General features: G+C 37.5%; 17 protein-coding genes. 12 read left to right on the top strand and 5 right to left on the bottom strand.

The genetic code is table 11. From position 1 onward, the window contains the following. Window positions 1-76: 76 nt before the first annotated feature. The 3 genes from LC586_RS15775 (at window position 77) to LC586_RS15765 (ending at window position 12,462) form a co-directional block, all read left to right on the top strand. The gene (locus LC586_RS15775; protein WP_229485720.1) at window positions 77-4,261 is read left to right on the top strand and encodes a CHAT domain-containing protein; all 4,185 of its coding nucleotides are present in this window, start codon (window positions 77-79) and stop codon (window positions 4,259-4,261) included. Between the two features lie 177 nt (window positions 4,262-4,438). Further along, the gene (locus LC586_RS15770) at window positions 4,439-10,075 is read left to right on the top strand and encodes a CHAT domain-containing protein (protein WP_229485719.1); all 5,637 of its coding nucleotides are present in this window, start codon (window positions 4,439-4,441) and stop codon (window positions 10,073-10,075) included. 113 nt (window positions 10,076-10,188) lie between these two features. Beyond that, on the top strand, window positions 10,189-12,462 hold the full coding sequence (locus LC586_RS15765; protein ID WP_229485718.1) for a caspase family protein: 2,274 nt from the start codon (window positions 10,189-10,191) through the stop codon (window positions 12,460-12,462). A 172-nt stretch (window positions 12,463-12,634) separates the two neighbouring features. Here the strand turns inward: LC586_RS15765 and LC586_RS15760 are convergent, their stop codons facing one another. The 3 genes from LC586_RS15760 to LC586_RS15750 are packed head-to-tail and all read right to left on the bottom strand — an operon-like array spanning window position 12,635 to window position 15,668. Then, window positions 12,635-13,438: a hypothetical protein gene (locus LC586_RS15760; RefSeq protein WP_229485717.1), complete on the bottom strand. Its 804-nt coding sequence runs from the start codon at window positions 13,436-13,438 to the stop codon at window positions 12,635-12,637. Continuing rightward, window positions 13,413-14,786, bottom strand: a complete 1,374-nt coding sequence (gene dnaB, locus LC586_RS15755; protein ID WP_229485716.1) for a replicative DNA helicase — start codon at window positions 14,784-14,786, stop codon at window positions 13,413-13,415. Before dnaB ends, LC586_RS15760 begins: the two co-directional genes overlap by 26 nt. 15 nt (window positions 14,787-14,801) lie before the next feature. Then, window positions 14,802-15,668, bottom strand: coding sequence for a winged helix DNA-binding protein (locus LC586_RS15750; protein WP_229485715.1), 867 nt, complete (start codon window positions 15,666-15,668; stop codon window positions 14,802-14,804). Window positions 15,669-15,855: 187 nt separating this feature from the next. Here LC586_RS15750 and LC586_RS15745 point away from each other — a divergent pair, with 187 nt between their 5' ends. Both LC586_RS15745 and LC586_RS15740 read left to right on the top strand, forming a co-directional pair. Beyond that, window positions 15,856-16,209 carry a helix-turn-helix domain-containing protein gene (locus tag LC586_RS15745; protein ID WP_185587510.1) on the top strand — a complete coding sequence of 118 codons (354 nt, stop codon included), beginning with the start codon at window positions 15,856-15,858 and terminating at the stop codon, window positions 16,207-16,209. A 39-nt stretch (window positions 16,210-16,248) separates the two neighbouring features. Then, window positions 16,249-16,515 (top strand): hypothetical protein, encoded by a 267-nt coding sequence (locus LC586_RS15740; protein ID WP_185587512.1) that lies wholly within the window; start codon window positions 16,249-16,251, stop codon window positions 16,513-16,515. Between the two features lie 74 nt (window positions 16,516-16,589). Here LC586_RS15740 and LC586_RS40660 read toward each other — a convergent pair whose 3' ends face one another. After that, window positions 16,590-16,715 carry a hypothetical protein gene (locus LC586_RS40660; RefSeq protein WP_267921683.1) on the bottom strand — a complete coding sequence of 42 codons (126 nt, stop codon included), beginning with the start codon at window positions 16,713-16,715 and terminating at the stop codon, window positions 16,590-16,592. 70 nt (window positions 16,716-16,785) lie between these two features. Between LC586_RS40660 and LC586_RS15735 the strand changes: the two genes are divergently transcribed. The 7 genes from LC586_RS15735 (at window position 16,786) to LC586_RS15705 (ending at window position 20,882) form a co-directional block, all read left to right on the top strand. Continuing rightward, window positions 16,786-17,079, top strand: a complete 294-nt coding sequence (locus LC586_RS15735) for a hypothetical protein (RefSeq protein ID WP_229485714.1) — start codon at window positions 16,786-16,788, stop codon at window positions 17,077-17,079. Between the two features lie 700 nt (window positions 17,080-17,779). Further along, complete coding sequence (locus LC586_RS15730; protein WP_438822907.1) at window positions 17,780-18,661, top strand: P-loop NTPase family protein; 882 nt, start codon at window positions 17,780-17,782, stop codon at window positions 18,659-18,661. Between the two features lie 23 nt (window positions 18,662-18,684). Continuing rightward, complete coding sequence (locus LC586_RS15725) at window positions 18,685-18,963, top strand: hypothetical protein (RefSeq protein WP_229485712.1); 279 nt, start codon at window positions 18,685-18,687, stop codon at window positions 18,961-18,963. Window positions 18,964-19,032: 69 nt separating this feature from the next. After that, window positions 19,033-19,287, top strand: coding sequence for a hypothetical protein (locus tag LC586_RS15720; RefSeq protein ID WP_229485711.1), 255 nt, complete (start codon window positions 19,033-19,035; stop codon window positions 19,285-19,287). Further along, window positions 19,271-19,768: a CopG family ribbon-helix-helix protein gene (locus LC586_RS41120; protein ID WP_306423253.1), complete on the top strand. Its 498-nt coding sequence runs from the start codon at window positions 19,271-19,273 to the stop codon at window positions 19,766-19,768. Before LC586_RS15720 ends, LC586_RS41120 begins: the two co-directional genes overlap by 17 nt. Before the next feature lie 91 nt (window positions 19,769-19,859). Next, window positions 19,860-20,204: a hypothetical protein gene (locus LC586_RS15710; RefSeq protein WP_229485709.1), complete on the top strand. Its 345-nt coding sequence runs from the start codon at window positions 19,860-19,862 to the stop codon at window positions 20,202-20,204. A 57-nt stretch (window positions 20,205-20,261) separates the two neighbouring features. Further along, window positions 20,262-20,882 (top strand): DUF6753 family protein, encoded by a 621-nt coding sequence (locus LC586_RS15705; protein WP_229485708.1) that lies wholly within the window; start codon window positions 20,262-20,264, stop codon window positions 20,880-20,882. Between the two features lie 4 nt (window positions 20,883-20,886). On the opposite strand, the gene LC586_RS15700 is transcribed toward LC586_RS15705, so the two are convergent. Then, window positions 20,887-21,675 carry a response regulator gene (locus LC586_RS15700; RefSeq protein WP_229485707.1) on the bottom strand — a complete coding sequence of 263 codons (789 nt, stop codon included), beginning with the start codon at window positions 21,673-21,675 and terminating at the stop codon, window positions 20,887-20,889. Window positions 21,676-21,734: the final 59 nt, after the last annotated feature.

The following is a 21,734-nucleotide window of genomic DNA, read 5'->3' as shown; positions in this document are numbered from 1 at the left end:
ATTAATGCTCACAAAATAGAGCGGTAAATGTTTGTAGTGTGCCAATGAACTTTATTTAAACTTAGGAAAGGTAAAGATGAAAACAGATATTACACCAAAATTAATCTCAACAGGTAATCAATTTAATCTAGCAATATTGAGGTTAGGAGCAATCATTACTATTGCCGGATTATTAAGTGGTATCCCAGCAGCTACTGCACTTAAATCCCAGCAAGAAATTATTGCTCAGAACTCACCTTCTCCAACTTCTCAAGCAACATCTACAGATAAATTATTACAAAAAGGTATCACGCAGCTACGCGAATATAAACTTAGAGAAGCAGAAAAAACTTTTCAACAAGTGTTATTGCAAAGACGACAAGAAAATGATGCTGCTGGAGATACTCTCGTTCTAAATTACCTGAGTAAAGTTTATAGTTTATTGAGTGAGCCAACACAGGCTTTAAAATTTTCTCAGGAAGCATTGATTATTGCTCAAAAATCAACTAATCGCCAACAACAAGCAGAAGCACTAGAGAATATTGGTAATGCTTACAGTGGATTTAAACAATATTCAAAGGCATTAGATAATTTTCAGAAATCTTTGATTATTTGGCGAGAAATTAAAGATATTAAGGGTGAGGCAGGTAGTTTAAGTAATCTTGCCACAGTTTATATAAATCAAGGTTATTTTTCTCAGGCTGTAGAAGTTTTACAGCGATCGCTATCTATTCGACGACAACTTAAAGATAGTTTTAACGAACCAGAGACAATTGCTTTATTAGGTTTAAGCCACTATGTCTTAGGTAACATTGACCAAAGTTTTGAAATGTTAAATCAAGCTTTAAAGCTTAGTCGTCAGGTAAATAATCCCAAAGCTGAAAGTATTACACTAATGTCAGCAGGAACTGTTCATATTTTCTCAAGACAAATTGACAAACAAATAGAGTATATGCAACCAGCACTTGTACTCGCTAGACAAAGCGGTAATGTATTGGAAGAAATGAAACTTCTTGCTTATATTGCAGATGCTTATAATCAGTTAAAAAATCCGAAAAAATCAGTTGAATACAGTCAGAAATCTTTAGAAATAGCTCAGAAAGCATTAGCTATTTATCAAAAACAAAAAAATCCTGCTGAAGAATCTCAAATATTTCTTAATATTGCATCAATTTACAGTAAGCAGCAACAGTATGATAAAGCCTTAGCATCATATCAGCAAGCTTTAAAAATTTTCCAAGAACTCAAACAGCGAGAATTAGAATTAGAAACTATCAGTCAGATAGCTGATATTTATAACCAGCAGAAAAAATTTGATCAAGCTGTAGAGTTACACCAGCAAGCACTGATAATTTTTAAAGAACTCAATAATCCACCAGCACAATTAGGTTTGCTTGCATCAGTAGCACTGGCTTACGACAATCTACAGCAATATCCAAAAGCTATTGATTACTATCAGCAAGGTTTATCAATTGCTCAAGTAAATAAATTACCTTTATATGAAGGTATTTATCTTTATGGAATGTGTAATCTTTACTATGACTGGAAAAAATATAAGGAAGCAAGTGATAGTTGTGAGCAAGCTTTAGCTATTTTTGAGAAAATCAAAAGACCAGAGGAAGAATTGATTAATCTTATCGGCTACATAGGATTATTATATGAAAGTCAACAAAATTATTCTCAAGCAGAATCATATTATCAACAAGTACTCAAACGTCGGCAGGTTTTATATGGTTCAGAGAGTATTGAAATAGTAAAAAATATTAAGACATTAGGTTATCTATACAACAATCAAGGTAAGTATCGAGAAGCTTTACCATATTTTCAACGCGCTCTAGCACTTCAAGAAAAACATCTTGGTCAAGAAAATATAGAGGTTGTTAACAGTTTGAATCAATTGACCAGCCTTTATATTAAATTGGTTAATTATCCAGAAGCATTAAAAGTTGGTCAACGCGCTCTTACAATTATTCAAAAAATGCGTGGTTTGGAACATCCAGATGTTGCTTCTTCCTTGAATAATTTAGCTAATATATACACAGGTTTAGGGAATTATCAAGAAGCATTACGACTTTATCAACGTGCCTTAACAATCACAGAAAAAAATTCAAAAAAAGACTTTTGGGATGATTTTAACCTAGCAGTTCAGCTTAATAACCTAGCGTCAGCTTATAGAGACTTAGGTAATTATGATGAAGCTGAGAAAACTTGGCTACGTGCTTTAAAAATCCGCGAACAGGTATTTGGAGCAAATCATCCTGATGTGGCTCTTAGTCTCAATAATTTAGCTAATTTGTATAATAACCAAGGCAAGTATAAAGAATCTCTTCAACTTTTACAACGTTCTTTAGCTATTTGGGAAAAAGTATATGGCACTAATCATCCCCAAGTTGCACTCAATTTAAGTAACCAAGGTTGGAATTATTATCTTTTAGGAAATAATCAAAAAGCACTGGAACTCTTACAAAAATCGCTTTCGATGACAGAAAGCTTTTTTGGCTCCCAACATCCAGGTGTTGTTAAGGATTTAAGATTACAAAGTTATGCATACCATGCTCAAGGCGATATAAACCGTGCCATTGAAGTGAGAAATCGCAGTTTAGATATTAGCGATCGCAATCTCAATATTATCCTTGGTATCGGTTCAGAACGCCAAAAACAAAACTATATGATGGCGTTAGTCAATGAGTCAACCGACATCACAGTTTCCTTACACCTCCAGTCAGCACCCAATAATCCCGAAGCTGCAAAACTGGCTCTCACCGCAATTCTTCGCCGGAAAGGACGCATACTTGATGTTCTCAGCGATAGTCGTAGCTGGTTACGACAAAACCTTACCCCAGAAAACCAAAAATTATTTGACGAACTCACAACCATCAGTTCGCAACTGGCAAGACTCACGTACACTGAATCTAGTAACTTTGGTCAAGAATTTGCAAAACTCCAAGCTGAGTATGACAAATTAGAAGCAGAACTCTCTAAACGTAGCAGCGAATTTCGCACTGTCACTCAAATCACCACAATTGAATCAGTGCAAAAATTAATACCTGCTGATTCTGCATTAATAGAATTTACGCTGTATCAACCCTTAATCAATCCAAAAGCTGGAAAAAAGAGCGATCGCTATGGTAAACCCCATTATGCTGCATATATCCTGACATCCCAAGGCGCACCACAATGGGTAGATTTAGGAGAAGCGGAAGCTATTGATCGAGAAATTACTGAATTTGGTGACATCCTGCAAAGTAAATCCCGCGATGTCAAACCAATTGCGCGTCGCTTGGATACCCAATTAATGCAACCCATCCGCAAGCTATTGGGCGATCAGCGAAAACTGCTAGTTTCTCCCGACAGCCAGCTGAATCTAATTCCCTTCGCTGCGCTGGTAGATGAAAATAACCGCTATCTTGTAGAAAATTATACTATTAATTATTTAACAACAGGGCGTGACTTACTGCGCTTATCAAATCAAGCACCCAGCCGTCAAACACCTGTGGTAATGGCAAATATTGATTTTGGTAATGCTGCAAGTAATTTATCTGTGTCAGAAAAAGGCGATCGCCAAGCAAAACGTTCCTCGGAATTTGACAGACTAAAATTTTCATCCTTACCAGGAACAAAGGAAGAAGCCGAAGCCATTACCCCCTTATTAAAAGATGTAAAACTCCTAACAGGCAACCAAGCCACAGAAAATACTCTCAAACAATTACAGTCACCCAGTATTTTACATATCGCTACTCACGGTTTCTTTCTCACCGATAAAAAAATAGACTTTCCAGATATTCAAGATTTAGCTGTGGGAAATCGTGGAATCATCGTCAAACCTGGTTCCAGTCGTCAGGTGAGTAAGAACATTGAAAATCCCCTATTGCGTTCCGGTATTGCGTTAGCTGGATTTAACAACCGTCACAGTGGTGATGAAGATGGTGTACTGACAGCCTTAGAAGCATCTTCCTTAAATTTATCGGGAACTAAATTAGTCGTACTTTCCGCCTGTCAAACAGGAGTAGGTAAAGCAACCAACGGCGAAGGGGTATATGGTTTGCGTCGTGCTTTTGTGATGGCTGGTACTCAAAGTCAGTTAATTAGTCTCTGGAATGTTGATGATTTGGGAACTAAAGAACTGATGGTGAAATATTACGGACGATTAATCAAAAATGAGGGACGTTCCGAAGCCTTGCGACAGACACAATTAGAAATGTTGAATTCCCAAAAATACCAACATCCATTTTACTGGGCCGCATTCATCCCTTCTGGTGATTGGACTCCTGCTAAATTTTAGCCTCATTTTTGGCATATCCTCCCCAAAGCTAGAAATACATAAGTAGTAGTGCAAAAATATTTATACATTTTGAAAACTTCAAACCCTTGTCATTGCGAGGAACGAAGCAATCGCAATATATATTTAATTTTGCTTAACCACTTATCACCAACCCGCATAAAAGAGACAAACAAATTAATGCAAACTATATCATCTCCTAAAAAATCAGTGAAAAGCAACGCTAAATTTAACTTGTTAATTCTACGGTTAGGAACATATATTATTCTGACAGTTTTATTCAGTGGAATAACCAAAGCAGCTTTTTCCTCAAAACAAGAAATTATTACTCAAAACTCAATTCCCTCTACTCCTCAAGCAACATCTACAGATAAATTATTGCAAGCAGGAATCATCCAGCTACGCGAATATAAACTCAGAGATGCAGAGAAAACTTTTCAACAAGTTTTAGCACTGCGACAAAAACAACAAGATTCTTTAGGTGAAGCAGAAGCATTAAATTATTTGGGCGAAGTTTATAACTCATTAGGCGAATATCCAGAAGCGCAGAAAGCATTAACTCCAGCTTTAGCTATTTATCAAAAGCTGAATAATCGCCAAGGTGAAGGTAATGTATTCGATAATCTGAGTGAAACTTATGGCGGATTAAAAGAATATTCAAAAGCACTAGAAACATTTCAAAAAGCTTTGACTATACGCCGAGAAGTCAATGACGAAAAAGGAGAAGGCGAGACACTAACTAATATTGGTGTAGTTTATATTAGTCAGGGTAAATTGAAAGAAGCAGTAGAACCACTGCAAAAATCTTTAAAAATTCGACAGCAGATTAAAGATAGTTTTTATGAACCTGAAACTATTGCTTTATTAGGTTTAGTAAATAGAGCTTTAGGTAAAACCGAAGCAGGTTTAGAATTACTCAATCAAGCTTTACAACTTAGTCGCCAAGTCAAAAATCCTCGTGCAGAAGCAATAGCTTTGATGCTCAATGGCTTAGTTTATCAAGGTTTGAATAAAGATGATAAAGCCCTTCAATTTTATCAAAGTGCATTAATAATCATCAAAAAAGGCGGAAATCTTTCTGAAGAAGCTTTTATTCTCAATCAAATGGGATTATCTCATCACAAGTTAAAACAATATCCCCAAGCAATAGATTATTTTCAGCAGGCTTTACCCATTAATCAAAAACTGAAAAAACGTGAAGCTGAAGCCGAAATTTTAGTTGTCACTGGTTTAAGTTATTATGAACAGCAGAAATCAAAACTCGCTTTAGACTTCTTTGAGAAAGCATTAGTAATCTATCAAGAGCTTAAAAAACCTGCTTCACAAGAAACAATTTTATCTTTAATAGGAGGTATTTACAGAACTCAATTAGAAGATTATCCCAAAGCATTAGAATATTATCAGCAAGCTTTAGCTATTGCTCGACAATTAAAAGAACCTAAAGATATAGCTGGTAATCTTGGCGCTCTTTGTGATACTTATTCTTTGATGACACAACATAAACAAGCAATAGATAGTTGTCAGGAAGCTTTAGCACTTTATGAAAAAATACCCAATCAAAAAGAACGCGAAGCTTCAATGCTTCTCAGTCTTGGGCAAATAAATGAATTACAAAAAAACTACGCTCAGGCTGAGTCATTTTTTCAACGTGCTTTAGCAATAAATTCTGAGTTACATGGTCAGGATAGTATAAAAATTGCAGATAATGTCTTTAATTTAGCAAATTTTTACCGCGATCGAGGTAAATACAATCAAGCATTATCCTATTATGAACGCCTTTTAGCAATCAGAGAAAAAAATCTTGGTTCAGAACATCCAGATGTGGCACTGAGCCTTAATTTTGTTGGTCATGTTTATACGGATTTAGCTAAATACCAAGAAGCATTAAAGTATTATCAACGCGCTCGAAAAATTTATGAAAATAATCTTGATTCTCAGGCAGATAAATATTCTAGTGTTCTAAATAATATCGCTATTGTCTATAGTTATTTAAAGAACAACAAGGAAGCAATTATTTTGTATGAAAAATCTCTACAAATAACGAAAAAAACTTGGGGTGATGAAAGTTCTCAAATAACTAAAACCTTGAGCAATCTTGCTAATTCTTATGAAGAGTTAGGAAATTATCAGAAAGCAGAGGAACTATATAAGCGTTCTTTAACAATAGCTGAGAAACGATATGCAAAAGCAGTAGATGCTAAACTTTTAGAGGAAGCAGCATATCTCAGTTTTAGCGCTGAAAATTTTGCATCATCTCTGCAAAAATTGGCTGGTTTATATCAAAACCAGGGAAAGTATCAAGAAGCAATTCAATTATATAAAAAAGCGCAAACAATAAGTGAAAATCAATTTGGAATTGAACATCCTCAAGTTGCTAGAATTATCAACGGTTTAGCTTTAGTTTATAAAAAACAGGGAAAATATCAAGAAGCGCTGCAACTTTACCAACGCTCTGAGAAAATATTTGCAAAATCTTTTGGTACTGAACATCCTGAATATGCTACCTATCTTAGCAATTTGGCTAATTTATACCAAGAGCAAGGTAATTATGCAGAATCATTATCTCTATTTGAACGTGCTTTAAAGATTAAAGAAAAGATACTAGGTCTTGAACACCCAGATGTCGCTCTCAGTCTCAATAATTTGGCTTTTTCTTATCAAATACAAGGAAGGTACTCAGATGCAATTAAACACTATCAACAAGCTCTAGCAATTAACGAGAAGGTATTAGTACCAGACCATCCTCAAGTAGCTCTTACTCTCAATAATTTGGCGATTTTATATCAAGAACAAGGGAACTACTCAGAAGCAATCAAAAATTATCAACGTGCTTTCGCAATTCGTCAAACAATATTTGGCTCAGAACACCCATCTATTGCTGAAAGTTTGAATAATTTAGCAGGTATCTATAAAGAGTTGGCTAACTTTCCTCAAGCTATCGATTACTATAAACGTGCCAAACTAATAACTGAGAAGGTGTTTGGTTCCCAACATCCAAGTGTTGCTAGAATCCTTAATAATTTAGCATCTGTCTATCAAGAACAAGGTAATTATGCAGAAGCATTAAAACTGTTTCAAGATTCTTTAGAAATTCGCCGTCAAACATTTGGTGCAGAACATCCAGAAGTTGCTGGTAGTTGGAATAATATTGCTGTTCTCTATAAAGAGCAAGGAAACTACACAGAATCATTAAAATTATTCCAGTCAGCTTTGAAAATTTATGAGAACAAATTCGGTTCCCAACATTATTTTATTGCTCAGAATTTAAATAATATTGCTAATGTGTATCAGGATTTAGGTAATTATCCAGAAGCTATAGATAAATATCAGCGTGCTTTAGAAATTCGCACTAAAGTATTTGGTTCTGAACATTACTTAGTTGCTCAAAGTTATAATAATCTTTCTGGAGTATATAAAGAACAAGGTAATTATCCAAAAGCTCTTGATTATGCTCAAAAGTCTTTAACAATAAATCAGAAAATATTTAGCAATGAGCATCCAGATATAAGTCAAAATTTAAATAATATAGCTGCAATTTATGAAAATTTAGGAAATAATCGGGAAGCTGAAATTTTATATAATCGGGCTTTAGGCATTAATGAAAAAATATTTGGCAAATTTCATCCTAAAGTCGCTATGAATCTTGATAACTTGGCGGTGCTATACTACAACAAAGAAATATTTGGTGAAGCAACAGAAAATATTCAAATTGAACCATTTATCAAACGTGCCTTAGAGATTAGAGAAAAAATATTTGGCTCCAATCATCCTGATGTTGCTCTCAGTTTGAATAATTTATCAAGTTTATATAATGTACAAGGTAAGCATCAGGAAGCTCTTAAACTCTTACAACGTTCCTTAGCAATTTACGAGAAAGCCTATGGTACTAAACATACCCAAGTCGCAATTAACCTGAGCAACCAAGCTTGGACATACTTTCTTTTGGATAACACTCAAAAAGCAATAGAACTCACACAAAAATCTCTTGACATCACAGAAAGTATTGTTGGTTCTGAACACCCTGATTTTGCGAATAACTTGGGAATGCAAGCTTTGTACTACAATGCCCAAGGTGATACATCTCGTGCGATTGAATTGAGAAAGCGTGGTTTAGAAATTGGCGATCGCAATCTCAATATTATCCTTGGCATTGGTTCGGAACGCCAAAAACAAAATTATATGGCGTTACTTGTGGAATCAGGTGATACTGCAATTTCTTCTCACCTCCAGTCAGCACCCAATAACCCCCAAGCAGCAAACCTAGCTCTAACTACAATTCTCCGTCGCAAAGGACGCATACTTGATGTTCTCAGCGATAGTCGAAACTGGTTGCGACAAAACCTCACCCCAGAAAACCAAAAATTATTTGACGAACTTTCCCAAACCAACTCCCAACTTGCAAGACTTTTATACAATACAAATAGTAATTTTACGAATACACAATATCGCCAAGAAATTGCCCAACTGAAGACTAAAGCCGAGAATTCAGAAGCAGAACTCTCCAAACGCAGCGCGGAATTTCGCATCACAACCCAACCTGTAACTATTGAAGGAGTACAAAAATTGATACCTGCGGATACAGCTTTAGTAGAATTTATTCAGTATAAACCCTTAACCAACATCAAAGGTGTAAAACGAAGCGATCGCTATGGCAAACCTCGCTATGCTGCCTACATTCTTACATCCCAAGGCTCAACCCAATGGGTAGATTTAGGGGAAGCAGAAACCATCGATCAAGAAATTGCCGAATTTGGTACAGTCCTGCAAAGCAAATCCCGCGATGTTAAACCAGTTGCGCGTCGTCTGGATACCCAATTAATGCAACCAATCCGCAAATTATTGGGTGACAAGCGAAAACTGCTACTTTCTCCCGACAGCCAACTTAATTTAATTCCCTTTGCTGCCTTAGTCGATGAAAATAACCGCTATTTGGTAGAAAATTATACTATTAATTATTTAACAACAGGGCGTGACTTACTGCGATTATCTAATCAGCCATCTAGTGTTCAACCACCTGTGATGATGGCGAATATCGATTTTAATAACGCAGCAAATAACGCACCTATACCCGTAGGTAACAAAGAAGATTTAAAACGCTCCTCAGAAATCAACAGACTCACATTTAGTCCCTTACAGGGAACAAAGCAAGAAGCAGATGTTATTTTACCTCTGCTGAAAGAAAGAGGTATAAATGTAAACCTTTTAACAGGAAGTCAAGCCACAGAAAACGCCCTGAAACAAATGCGATCGCCTAGTATTCTCCATATCGCTACTCACGGTTTCTTTCGCACCGATGAAAAAATAGAAGTTCCCGATACTTTTGATTTAGCTGTAGAAAATCGTGGAATTATAGTCAAACCTGGTTCTAGCCATCGAGTGAGCAAGAACATTGAAAATCCCCTACTGCGTTCCGGTATTGCTTTAGCTGGAGCTAATCAACTTCGCAGTGGTAGTGAAGATGGTGTACTGACTGCATTAGAAGCATCTTCTTTAAATTTATCGGGTACTAAATTAGTCGTACTTTCAGCTTGTCAAACAGGAGTAGGTAAAGCAACCAACGGCGAAGGGGTATATGGTTTGCGTCGTGCTTTTGTTATGGCTGGTACCCAAAGTCAATTAATTAGTCTATGGAATGTTAACGATTTAGGTACAAAAGAACTAATGGTGAAATATTACGGAAGATTAATCAAAAACGAGGGACGTTCCGAAACCTTGCGACAGGCGCAATTAGAAATGCTGAAGTCCCAGCAGTATCAACATCCATTCTTCTGGGCTGCTTTCATACCTTCTGGTGATTGGACTCCTGTCAAATTTTAGCCCCAATTTTGGCATATCCTTCCAAAAGCTAGAAATATACTACTTTGATGCAACTTAAGTATCAGAGTACCAAGCCTAACATCATTCACATTTAATTCAAAACCAAAAATCTTATGACACATATCAAACGCCGTCAATTTCTGCAATTCGCTAGTTCTGCTTTAGCAACAGTCGGTATAAGCCAATTGGACACCATGCGCCAATCCCAACAATATGCCAAAGTTCTAGCACAAAATACACCCCGCAAATTGGCATTACTGGTAGGGATTGATGAATATAAAAATGGTATCCCAGGATTAGGAGGTTGTAAAAATGATGTTTTGTTGCAACGCGAATTATTAACTCACCGCTTTAGTTTTAACGACAAAGATATTTTGACTTTGACTAATGCACAAGCAACACGCCAAGGCATTTTACAAGCTTTTGAAGAACATTTAATTAACCAAGCTAAACCCGGCGACGTGGTAGTATTCCACTATTCTGGGCATGGTTCACTAGTACAAGATAAAGACCGTGATACACCGGATGGACTCAACGGTACACTTGTTCCCGTTGATAGTTCCTTACCTCCTAATGGTGGTGTAGTTCAGGACATTATGGGGCATACCCTATTTTTACTCATGTATGCGTTAAAAACTGAAAATGTCACCGTTGTCCTAGATTGTTGCTACTCTGGTGCAACCAAACGAGGTAATTTAGTAGTCCGTTCCCGTGATGGCGGAAGCAACTTTTTGGCTAGTCCCGCAGAGTATGAAAAACAGCGTAAATTGCTAGCAAAAACCGGACTTTCAGCACAAGAGTTTATGAACAAACGTAAAAAAAATGTCGCCAAAGGTATTGTAATTACTGCTGCTAGACGTGACCAAGAAGCCCTTGAAGCCAGAACAAGTGACTTTAGTTCTGGAGCTTTTACTTACGCATTAACTCAATATCTTTGGCAACAAATAGGGGATGAATCTTTTAGTAAAACTTTTGTGAATGTTCGTGAAAGCACTAAAGAAATCATCTGGAATCAAGGAGGTGGCGAGAGTCAAATACCAGAGATAGAACAAAATTTGTCAGGAAATTCAAGTACATCAATCTATCATTCCACACTCAAAGCAGTTCCAGCAGAGGCTGTTGTAACTGATATTAATGGCGATGAAGTAAATTTATGGTTGGGAGGTATACCTTCACAAAGCTTAGAAGGATTTAATGAAAAAGCAGTTTTTACAGTAGTAGATGCAAATGGCGAGGGACGGGGACAAGTGCAAATTTCATCCCGTAAAGGATTGACAGCTAAGGGTAAATTAGTTAGCACTGCACGTACCCAACTAGGAAAAGGGACGCTTTTACAAGAACGTATCCGCACCATCCCCAAAGATTTAACTTTAAAAATTGGGCTAGATGACAGTTCTTTGGATAGCAACACCATCAAACAAGCTAAACAAGCACTACAGGCTATTAACCGTATAGAAGTATTGTCCTTAGGACAAAACGAAGTACATTATATCTTTGGTCGTATGACTCAAGCTAAATACCAAGAACTACAACAAAAACGCATACCAAACTTGCCTGTTGTCGGCAGTTTCGGAGTATTTTCACCAACATTGGATGGAATCATTTCCAGTTCCTTTGCCAATGCAGATGAAGCAGTAAGTAGTGCAGTGGAACGCTTACGACCGAAGCTAAAATCATTTCTAGCAGCCAGAATTGTTAAAGATATACTTGGCAACACAAATACATCCAAAATAAGTATAACTGTATCAATGGTTGTTGCTGGTAATCAAAAACTACTAGCCGAAACTTTCACAACTCGTAGTATTAAACAAAATACTGGAATAGTAAATCCTTCCAAACCAAGCAAACCGATAAACTTTTCCGATTCAGGTGTAGCAAAATTGCCTGTAGGAATCAGTATAGCCTTCCAAATCCAAAATAGCGAATCTGTGCCCCTCCACGTTAGTATTTTAGGCATAGATAGCACCGGGAAAATGGACGTTCTTTTCCCTTACGACAGGTCAGAAGGTGCGATATTAGTGCAACCAAGACAAAAACTTTCAATTCCCCGACCACCTGAACCAGGGGAAAAACCTACCACCTTTGATATTTCAGAACCACTAGGTTTCGGAGAAGCCCTGATCATCGCCAGTACTGAACCATTACGTGGTTTTCTAGATGTCATCAAAACATTAGCAAATACTAGAGGAATAGGCGATCAACGCAGTCCCATCCCAGATATTACTGGAGACGAATTTTTAGATTTAACTAATAGTTTGCTAGATGATTTAGACAGAAGTACACGTGGGACAAATAGCAATGAAACTATGCAGATTCCTCCAAACACTCGTGGAAGTGATACTACCAAGTTAGCCGTGATGTCGATTCCATTTGAAGTTGTTGCTTAAAAAAATACAGTTTCTTCAGTACCTGTTAAGTAAGTCAGCAGGAAAATTTACAAGTATGTAACGAAAGACCCATATAGAGGGTTCAGGCTTTCAGGCTTTTATGCAAGTACACATAGTATTGGTATTACCTGGTATTTACGATTTGCGCGGCTTTTCTGAGGTAATGGTTTTTCTAGAATTTTACACGCAATACTGACAAAATATCTCTAACTGGCGCTTTATCTGCTTCTAGCTTCTCTATTCTCTCTAATAGTCGTTTTGGAATATACTTGCACTTTTTAAGGAGGCGATCGCCATCCTGACAAAACTCATAGTGATACCAAGCTTGGGGATAATCTTTGCCGTGAAGGGTGATGGTTTTCCACTGAATGGAGCCACTACCTAATCCTTTGTCCCGTCTAGTTTTACTAGGGCTATCTTTACTGGGGGGTATTTCTGACTGCTCGACATCTTTACTAGGGCTGTTTTTACTGGGGGGTATCTCTGACTGCTCGACATCTTTACTAGGGTTATTTTCGATATCCCCTAGTAATGTGTTTTTACTAGGGCTAGGCACAACACCCAGTAATGTCAAAATTTCTCTAATTGGGCGCTTATTGAACTCTGCTTCTTGAATAACCCCAAGTATTTGCTTGGGAATGTACTTGGTCTTTTTTCTACCTTTTTCTTGCCAATGATAATAAGCCTGGGGATAGTCCTTTCCACCCCTAGTAATGGTGCGCCAATAAATAGTGCCGTTACCCTCACCCCAATTTCTGCGCTTTTTACTAGGGTTGTTAATACTTGGAGTTATCTCTATTTGTTGAGAGTTTTTACTAGGGTTATCTTTACTGGGGGGTATCCCTACTTCTTCAAAATTTTTACTAGGGCTATTATCAATACCCCCCAGTAAAAATTCCGATACAGGAGGCGGATGGTTTTGACAGGAGTTTGAGGACTCCGATATTCCATCACCGCAAATTCTGGATAATTCCATAGGACTTGTCAAAAAATACCGTTGCTGTGCCTGTTTCACCGTGCCGTGCTTTAGCCATGATTAGCTCTAATATTCCTTGCTCTGTAGTGTCTGGGTTGTAGTACTCATCCCGGTAAGCAAGAATAATATTGTCTGCCACCATTTCTAAAATTCCCGATTGGCTAAGGTCGCTCATCATTGGGCGCTTATTCTGTCTGCCCTCAACTCCCCTAGAGATTTGGGACAGTGCTAGCACGGGTACATCTAGTTCCCCTGCCATTTTGTAAAGTCCCCTGGCTACATCTCCTAGTTCATAGCTGCGGTTGCCTCCAGAGTCCTCTGCCATCATTTGCAGGTAATCAACTACAACTAGCCCCAGTTTTCCCTCTTTAGCCCTAATTTGGCGGCATTCTGATGCAATTTGTGAAACGGTGATACCCCTTGAATCATTCATATAAAGCGGCAGTTCTGAGGCAATATCAACGATTTTGGCAATAAGCGTGAATTCCCAATCTGCTAAAGGTTGAAATTTGGCTCGATGTCTGCGGATGCGATCGCTCTTCAGTGGCGTTAATCCTAAATGTTTGTAGGCATTGGTGACGCTAATTAAACTCCACAGCCTGTACTCTAATTGTTTCTTTGTCATCTCCAACGAGAAGATAGCCACAGGTAAATCGTGGAGCAATATCATCTTGAGAGCTAGTTGCAACGAAATCTGGGACTTTCCCATTGACGGTCTACCCGCAACTATGGTAAGCGTACCGCCTTCAAATCCGACCATTAAATTATCGAGTTCATCAAGTCCTGTGGAGTAGATAGGGCTTCCTGAATCTAATTCCTTGTAAGCAGCAATACTAATTGTGCTGTTGTGTTCGGTGTTTGAACCAAAGCTTTGGTTAGAAAGCTGGAATACTTTCTGTTGCGATTGATCAAGGATTTTGGGTAACTCGGTTTCAGTTTCGTAACCCAGATGCACAATTTCATTGCCAGCCTTGATTAACTGCCGCCGCAGGTATTTTTCTATTACTAACCCTGCCAAAGCGTCGATGTTCACAGCTGATACCGTGCGGTCTACCAGAGTTGCTAATTTATTTCTCCCACCAATGCGGGTAAGTAAATCATGGTCAGTCAGCCAACTGGTGACTGTAAGCAAGTCCGTGGGTTTACTTTGACTGTAGAGCCTAAGAGCTGCTTGATAGATATCTTTGTGAGCGCTGATGTAAAAAGCTTCTGGAATCAAAGAATCGCTCACTCTACCTATTGCTTCTGGGTCAAGCATGATACCGCCTAAAATCGCCTCTTCCGCCTCAATGTTTTGGGGTGGCAGGCCATCGCTACCATCACCTTGGAAATTTAGTTGTTCTTTCATAAGCAACTTGAAATTTTAGATTGAGTTGGGCAAAGCTTCCATTGATTCATTTGTGTTGCCGTACATGGACATAGCTTGTTGTCGTTGTTGCTCAAGTTCCTCTTGAAACTTTTTCATTTGACTGCTACGGCTACTTTGAGATTTTTTGGACTCGGCTTGTTGGTACGTCACAAATTTTTTGTAATAAACTTCCCAACGGTTCTGTCCAGCTTTAGTGGTGTGAGCTAACCAAGCCTCAATGTCATTCACTGGCTGGCTGAGGTTCTTTGTCTTTTCCTCACAAAAATTCAAAAAATTCGCTCGCTCGGTTTCTGAGAGAGAGTCTATAAATTCTAAATAAGTCTTATTAATCTTAGGTGTGCTGGAATCTTTATCTGGTAATACTTCTGGCTCGTGCTTGTTGCGTGGCGATCGCGCAAGTTGCGTAGCGATCGCGCAAGTTGCGTCATGATCACCTAAGTTGCGGTCAGGCAACAAAGTTGTCTCATCGCAACTTGTTGCCTCATCACAACTTGTTGCCTCATCGCAACTTGTTGTCTCATCGCAACTTGTTGCCTCATCACAACTTGTTACCTCATCGCAACAGTGCAAGCCTTTGGTGAGAACGTGAACCTTAACCTTAAGAAGCTCCATATCGACAAATCCCTTTTCATCCAACGCTTTGAGGGCACGGCCTACAGTGCTGCGGTGAACTGGCTTTTCTGCGGTAGATAAATCCTTGGCAATCCTTGAGGGTGATACTTCCATTCCGGTGCTGTATGGGTCGAGAGTGCGAAGGTAGTAGAGTACATCCCTCTGTGCTGGGGTTAGTTCCCGGCAGGCTCTTAGCCATTCTTCATGTTGGAGCGGGTAGAACTTCCCCTGAATCTTTGTGTCTGTCATAATATGGATAAAATGAGTTTTGCCCTTACCCGCATATGCAAGTAGAGCTAGTTTGTTGTAAAAGTCGCTAAAATTTCACAAAACTGTCACCCCAGCACCATTAAGCCAGTGTGATTTTTGCTAAATTGTATTTTCTAGACAGATTTGATAGTATTCAATAACTTGAAAAAAAGCAAGTAGTGGCAATATGGATAAACATCAAGAAATATTAATTACAGCAATTAAGGAAAGTTGCTTAACAGCAAGAGAAATTTCTGTTAGGGCTGGTGTCCACGAGAGTACTATTAGTAAGTTTCTTGATGGCAAAAACGACCTAAAAGCTGGTAATTACTTCAAAATCCTTCATGCCCTGCCAGAAAATTGTAGAATTCCAGCACTAGCGAGAATAGGAGTAGTTGAGTTAACGCCTATTCAACTAATTGAATCTGCCACACCTAAAGAAAAAGCTGAAATACTACAAGCGATTGCCGCTTGGGTATTACAACCAGGGGCCATATCTGGAAAAAATACGGATACTACAGACCTGCAAGTAGCAGTATGATAGCCTGAGAAATTTTTGATATACACTTAGGCGCTTATTGTGGTAAATAAGGGTGAGGATGATTTTTTAGAAAAATTAATGGAAAACTGCGATCACTTGGATGCCGAGGGAAAAGCTAAGTTAATCAAGCATCTGCTGGGTGAACCTGGGTTACAAGTGGTAATAGGGAGTAATCAAGTTCATGCTACGAATGTATACCAAGTTAATTTAAATAGTCCCGATCAGATATCAACAATATTGGATGCGATCGCCAAAAAAATTTCTTCCCAGAATTCCTCAGAAGATAAGACAGAGGGAGCGGATTAATTTTTAGAGGAGAAGTGGGGCTAACAAGCTTATGCTTTTAGTTCGTTTTTTGGCATGGTAGCGATGAGATACTCTTAAAGGGAAAATGCGACACCGAACAGCCCGCACAACGGACGCGCCCAGTTACCAGCGTAGGCATCGCACCTTTCACAAAAGCGATCGCACTGTAACAACTGCGGATCAGTAGCACTATTCCACAAGTGTATTTATTGATTAGTTTTGAGGGATAATCAAAAGCTATAGCAAAGCTCAATCTACCAGAAAATAACTATGCTAGATATCAAATGGGCAATGGAGCAATTCGACATAGAAGACAAAAACATTGCAATTAGAATTCTAGAAAAGTTTGATAAGTTTAACTATGGTTGTTTCAGTTGCGGCTCATCTAGCGATTTACTTTATACAGAAATAGGTGAGGTTATCTGTAAAGACTGTAGAAAAGGCCTTTGCATTAATGATGATGGACTTATAGATTCAGAGGAGTTACAAGAAGTATTTGAACTAGCTTTTGCTGAGGAAGAGGAAGATGATGACTGGCTAGATGATGATAGTGAAACTGACTAGAAATCATCATCAAAGTCTTCACCAGACTAAAAAGGTGATTCTAAACCCGCATATCTTTAGCTTTGTCTTTTTGTTGAGTAGCCTTCTATGAGGTTACACTAGGCATATCTTTCATTTGGTAATTTTTGTGATTTTTATAAGTTTATTCGATGACATTTTAGCTGAGTAAATTCCATACATTTTTGTATATATTTTCATATTTTATGATATTTTTGGCAAACTAAACAAAATTTATTACTAATTTATATATCAACAAATGCTGCTTAAATATTGAAGTTTTGTTGATTGGCTTTTTGAGGTAAAGGTTACATACTAAAACCAATCTATGTAAAACAAAGTAGTTAGTTTTCATTGAATAATGAATCTTTATTGGCTCCATCATATAGCTAATTTTTAGGGCAAGAATATGAGCATTTTAGAATTGATGCAGGTATTGACATTTTTGCATAAGTATACTTTTAATTATTTATTCTAGAAGTATTCATGGAAGGATATAGCTATTTTATGTGGTTTGCGGAGAACCTGTATAATCAACTAGTTTTATCGTAAAAAGTTGCTTATACTAAATGTGTTTAATTATTACAAATGAATTCTTTTCTTCAAAATAAGGTTTAAAAGTTTCGGTTTACATCAACAAAGTGTATTTGCTTTGTAGAGGAATGTTATGTCTTCAAATAGAAACAATAAGGGTAAAAAAGTCATGTCTGATGATAATACAACCAATAGTAATAATAGTAAACCTCAAAAGCGGCTAATAATTGTCACAGGTGATAAAGGTGGTGTAGGAAAAAGCACCTTTGCACGAGCGCTATTTCAACTGTACATTAATAAAAATTTACCCTGTGTTACTTATGAAGCTGACTTAAGAAATCCTCAGTTAGAAAGATATTTCAAAAAAGACTACCGACCGATAATACGTTACATTGATATCTTTCATAGAGGTGGTGCTGACGATTTATTAATTAATTTAGATGAGAGTGATTGTCCTATTACACTATTAGACTTACCAGCACAATCTGGAGGTTTTTTTGAGAGTTATGTCAAAGAGCTTTCATTTTTTGAAGTGCTTAAAACCGATATTAATTGTCAAGTTACGATGGTTTCAGTGATTAGTAGAGTTCTTGATTCCATAAATGTTCTAGAAAAACTGCGCGAACTTTGTAAAGATCAAGTAGATTATATTGTCGTCAAGAACTTATTTCATGGTGAAGAAGAAAAATTTGAGCGTTATAATGACGCTTCTCTGCGTCAAAATATGCTTGCAGAAGGTCTGGTAGAACTTGTGATGCCAGATTTATTCTACAAATCCTACGACTTTATTGACCGCCATGCTCTGACATTTAATGAAGGTCAGACTCATAAAGGAACAAATATTGTGATTAAGTCGAGAATTAAATCTTGGCTTGCTGAGTTTGAAGCGCAAATTAAGCCAGCATTTAATTTATTTGGCTTTGATATACAACCAGATGATTGTTACTATCCAGCAGTTGTTGAAAAATCTAAAGAGCTTAGAGAAAATGAAGAAAAAGAAAAAGTTAAAAATCAAGATTCAAATTTAAAATCTGAAAATATAGCTGCTTAATTTAGTAGTTTGCTTAGTTTATTATGTTTAGAAAGCGTTTTGTGATTACATCGGGTGATGCTCGTGTAGGTAAGTCTACAGCTTCTAGGCTATTGCTAGAATTGTACTTGAAAAATAAACTCAATGTGCGTGTTTTCTACCACGGGCATCGCAATAAGCTATCGATGTATCAAACACAACGCTTTGAGATAAACCATTTGGGATTCTCTAGAGGTGATTCTGATAGGTTATTACTCGACTTAGAAATGTTTCCGAAAATTGAAGTTATTTTGACTGATATGCCAGGTCAAAATCTCCGATAATTCAAGTTTTTTGATAGAGATGTTTCACTGATAGAAAATCTTAACTGTCTGGGATATCGTGTTACTTTCTTGCACCCAATATCACATCGTAAAGATTGTGTTGAAGAATATCTTCAGGATTTGTATCAGCATTTTGGTAGTCAGGTTGACTATATTGTTGTCAAAAATCATTACTTTAGCAAGCAATTTCGATACTATGAAGGTAGTAAATTCCAAGCTGATATTAAAAAATTAAACGGCTTGGAACTAGTTTTAGGTGGGTTACATAATGTGACTTTACCCATAACTTTGCCGCAACGGCAAGCTTATGGGCTTGCTTTATGAAATTGCTCCCAAGACTCTGCTTTTATATCTGGTGCTTCAGATTTTTGTAAGCTTTTTATTTTCGCTTGCTGAACCAGATTTAAAAACAAACCCTGTATTTGGCGTACTTTTATATGATTGCTGGCTTGACCGGATCTTTTGTATCTCAAGAATATCACGGTCGTATCTCAAAAGTAATATGTCAAAAATCGGTAAAGATAAAACTATATCAATCAGATTGTCCCAAACTATGTTAGAAGCCCTGGATGCTCGTGCCATTCTTGATGATAAAGACAGGACTCAAGTAATTAGGGAGGCAATAGCTCAGTATTTAGAGTTACCAGAAGATTCGGTTGAAGACAGAGTGAACTTGTTGGAGCAGGGTATAGAGAAGTTGCACGAACAAGTTCAACTCACAGAAGAAAGAACTGACTTGCTAGAAATGCAGTTTAGCGAGTTGAGTCGCTTAGTAACTATGTTTATAGGGCGACAAAAGAAATAAAATTTTATAATTACTCGCGGCAAGTTTATGATTCCAATTTCGACTTGCGGCAAACTTATGGTTCCAAAGATAGAAAAAAGTGATAATTTATTTGACGCAACATCAAGCTTCACAGCCCCTTCTGCGGCAAGCTTATGCTTCTAGTCTCGGCAAAGTTATGGGTAAAGTCACACATAATGACTTTTACCAGTTGCTTGAGGATACTGATTTACCTTATGCTCAACTGATTGAAACTAACTCCCCTCTTAATACTATTCAGCGTTCGATAGTATTCAACTGGATGGAGAATTTTCATAACTCTATTGTTTCTAATGGAATAGCTTCTAATTATCTAGGGTTAAGTATCAACTGTGCAGAATTAGTTTCTACGGGTGTAAGTAAACAAAGTCCTTCCAATCTTGATGTAACTGAAGATATTGAATCTGAGAAATGGTAATTATTTGCTTTACCAAATTGAAAGTGAGATTTCAAATTGACTGTTTAAAAACAACCTATGGCTAATCTTGCAAAAGTTGTTGAAAAAGTTGTTGCAGAATATTCTGAAGAAAAAAAAGTAGAGGTTACTGATTGGATACTTAAATTGGGTATTCGGCCTGATGACCCCTTGTTTAACCTATATGCGGAACTGGGTACAACTCAGTTTGCGTTGCAGCAACTACCAGGTAGGCTTGACTCCCTTGTGGTAGGTTGGACTGACATGGTAGACGATAAGCTTAATAGTGCTTCTAAAGTGGCAATACAACAACAAAAGAGTGCGATCGCAGAAGCGGCGAAGGATTTAGTTAAGATGACTAAGCAAGCTGGCGGGGCTTTGCCTCACTTGGATGTAAGTAATTGGCGATTGGCACAAGTGGCGGGGGTATTGGGTTTTGTACTGGCTTTAGGGACTGCAATTGGTGTTTTTACATACAAGACCATCGCTGGAAGTGTAACTTTTCAGCAGGCGGGTTCTGGATCTGCCATCTTACAATCTGAAGATAAAAAGCTTCTAGATTGGGCTAAATCCAATGAAGGTAAGATGGCACGTAGTATTTATGTTAAAAACGCCGCCATCATTAAAACTTGCCGCCAGCAGAAGAAGTATTCAGGTGGCTGCATAATTGCAGTTGATTAATTTTTTAGGCAACCCAGCCTTTGTATCCCTTATTACTCGTTTTAGCTGTATCTTTTTGACTTTTTTGGTTTGTTTTGACTCTTGTGTGGGTTTCTTGAGTAACTTCTTCTTCGATCTTCATGTCTGTAAAGCTGAGGATTCCCAGGCGGATTGCTTCGCGGATAGCGTTTAACCTATCTTTGACTCCTAGCTTGATAAATGAATTATGTAGATATGACCTTACTGTACCTTCTGAAACATACATTACATTGGCAATTTCATTATTTTTCATGCCTCCGGCAGCTAATTGAAGAACTGTGATTTCTTTATTAGAGAAATCACTTAACAAATCTAGTGCATTTCTATCGGGTGTGTCATTTGACCTGAGACTATCGATCAGAATACGATTAATAGTTGGGTCAATCCATGATTCATTATTGTACGCAGCCATTACTGCTTCAACGAATCTTTCTCCTACTTCTTCTCTAACGCTATTTTTAGCGTAGTAGCAGTCTGCGCCATTACTAATTGCTGCGTTAATGGTATCTCGGCTGCTATTTGCAGTCATAACCACTATTCTAATTGATGCGTGTTTGGATTTAATTGTGCTTATTACATCAATGCCATCGATATCCGGTAAATCAATATTTATAATTACGATATCTGGCTTTTCTTTGTCAACAATTTCTATTCCTTGTTTTCCGTATTTGGCAACGCCACACACTTGGATTGCACCAGTTTCAGATAATATTGTTGCCGCGCCAATCCTAGATATGTTCTCATTTTCGATGATGACAACATTAATAGGTTTCATATTATATGCTTTTTTGGTTTGGTATTGTCCCTGATAATAATACTTATAGCACTTACCTT

This window comes from Nostoc favosum CHAB5714, from assembly GCF_020829495.1.
GTDB lineage: Bacteria > Cyanobacteriota > Cyanobacteriia > Cyanobacteriales > Nostocaceae > Nostoc > Nostoc favosum.
Note: the sequence above shows the minus strand (reverse complement) of the source record. Positions and strands in the feature narration are given on the sequence as shown.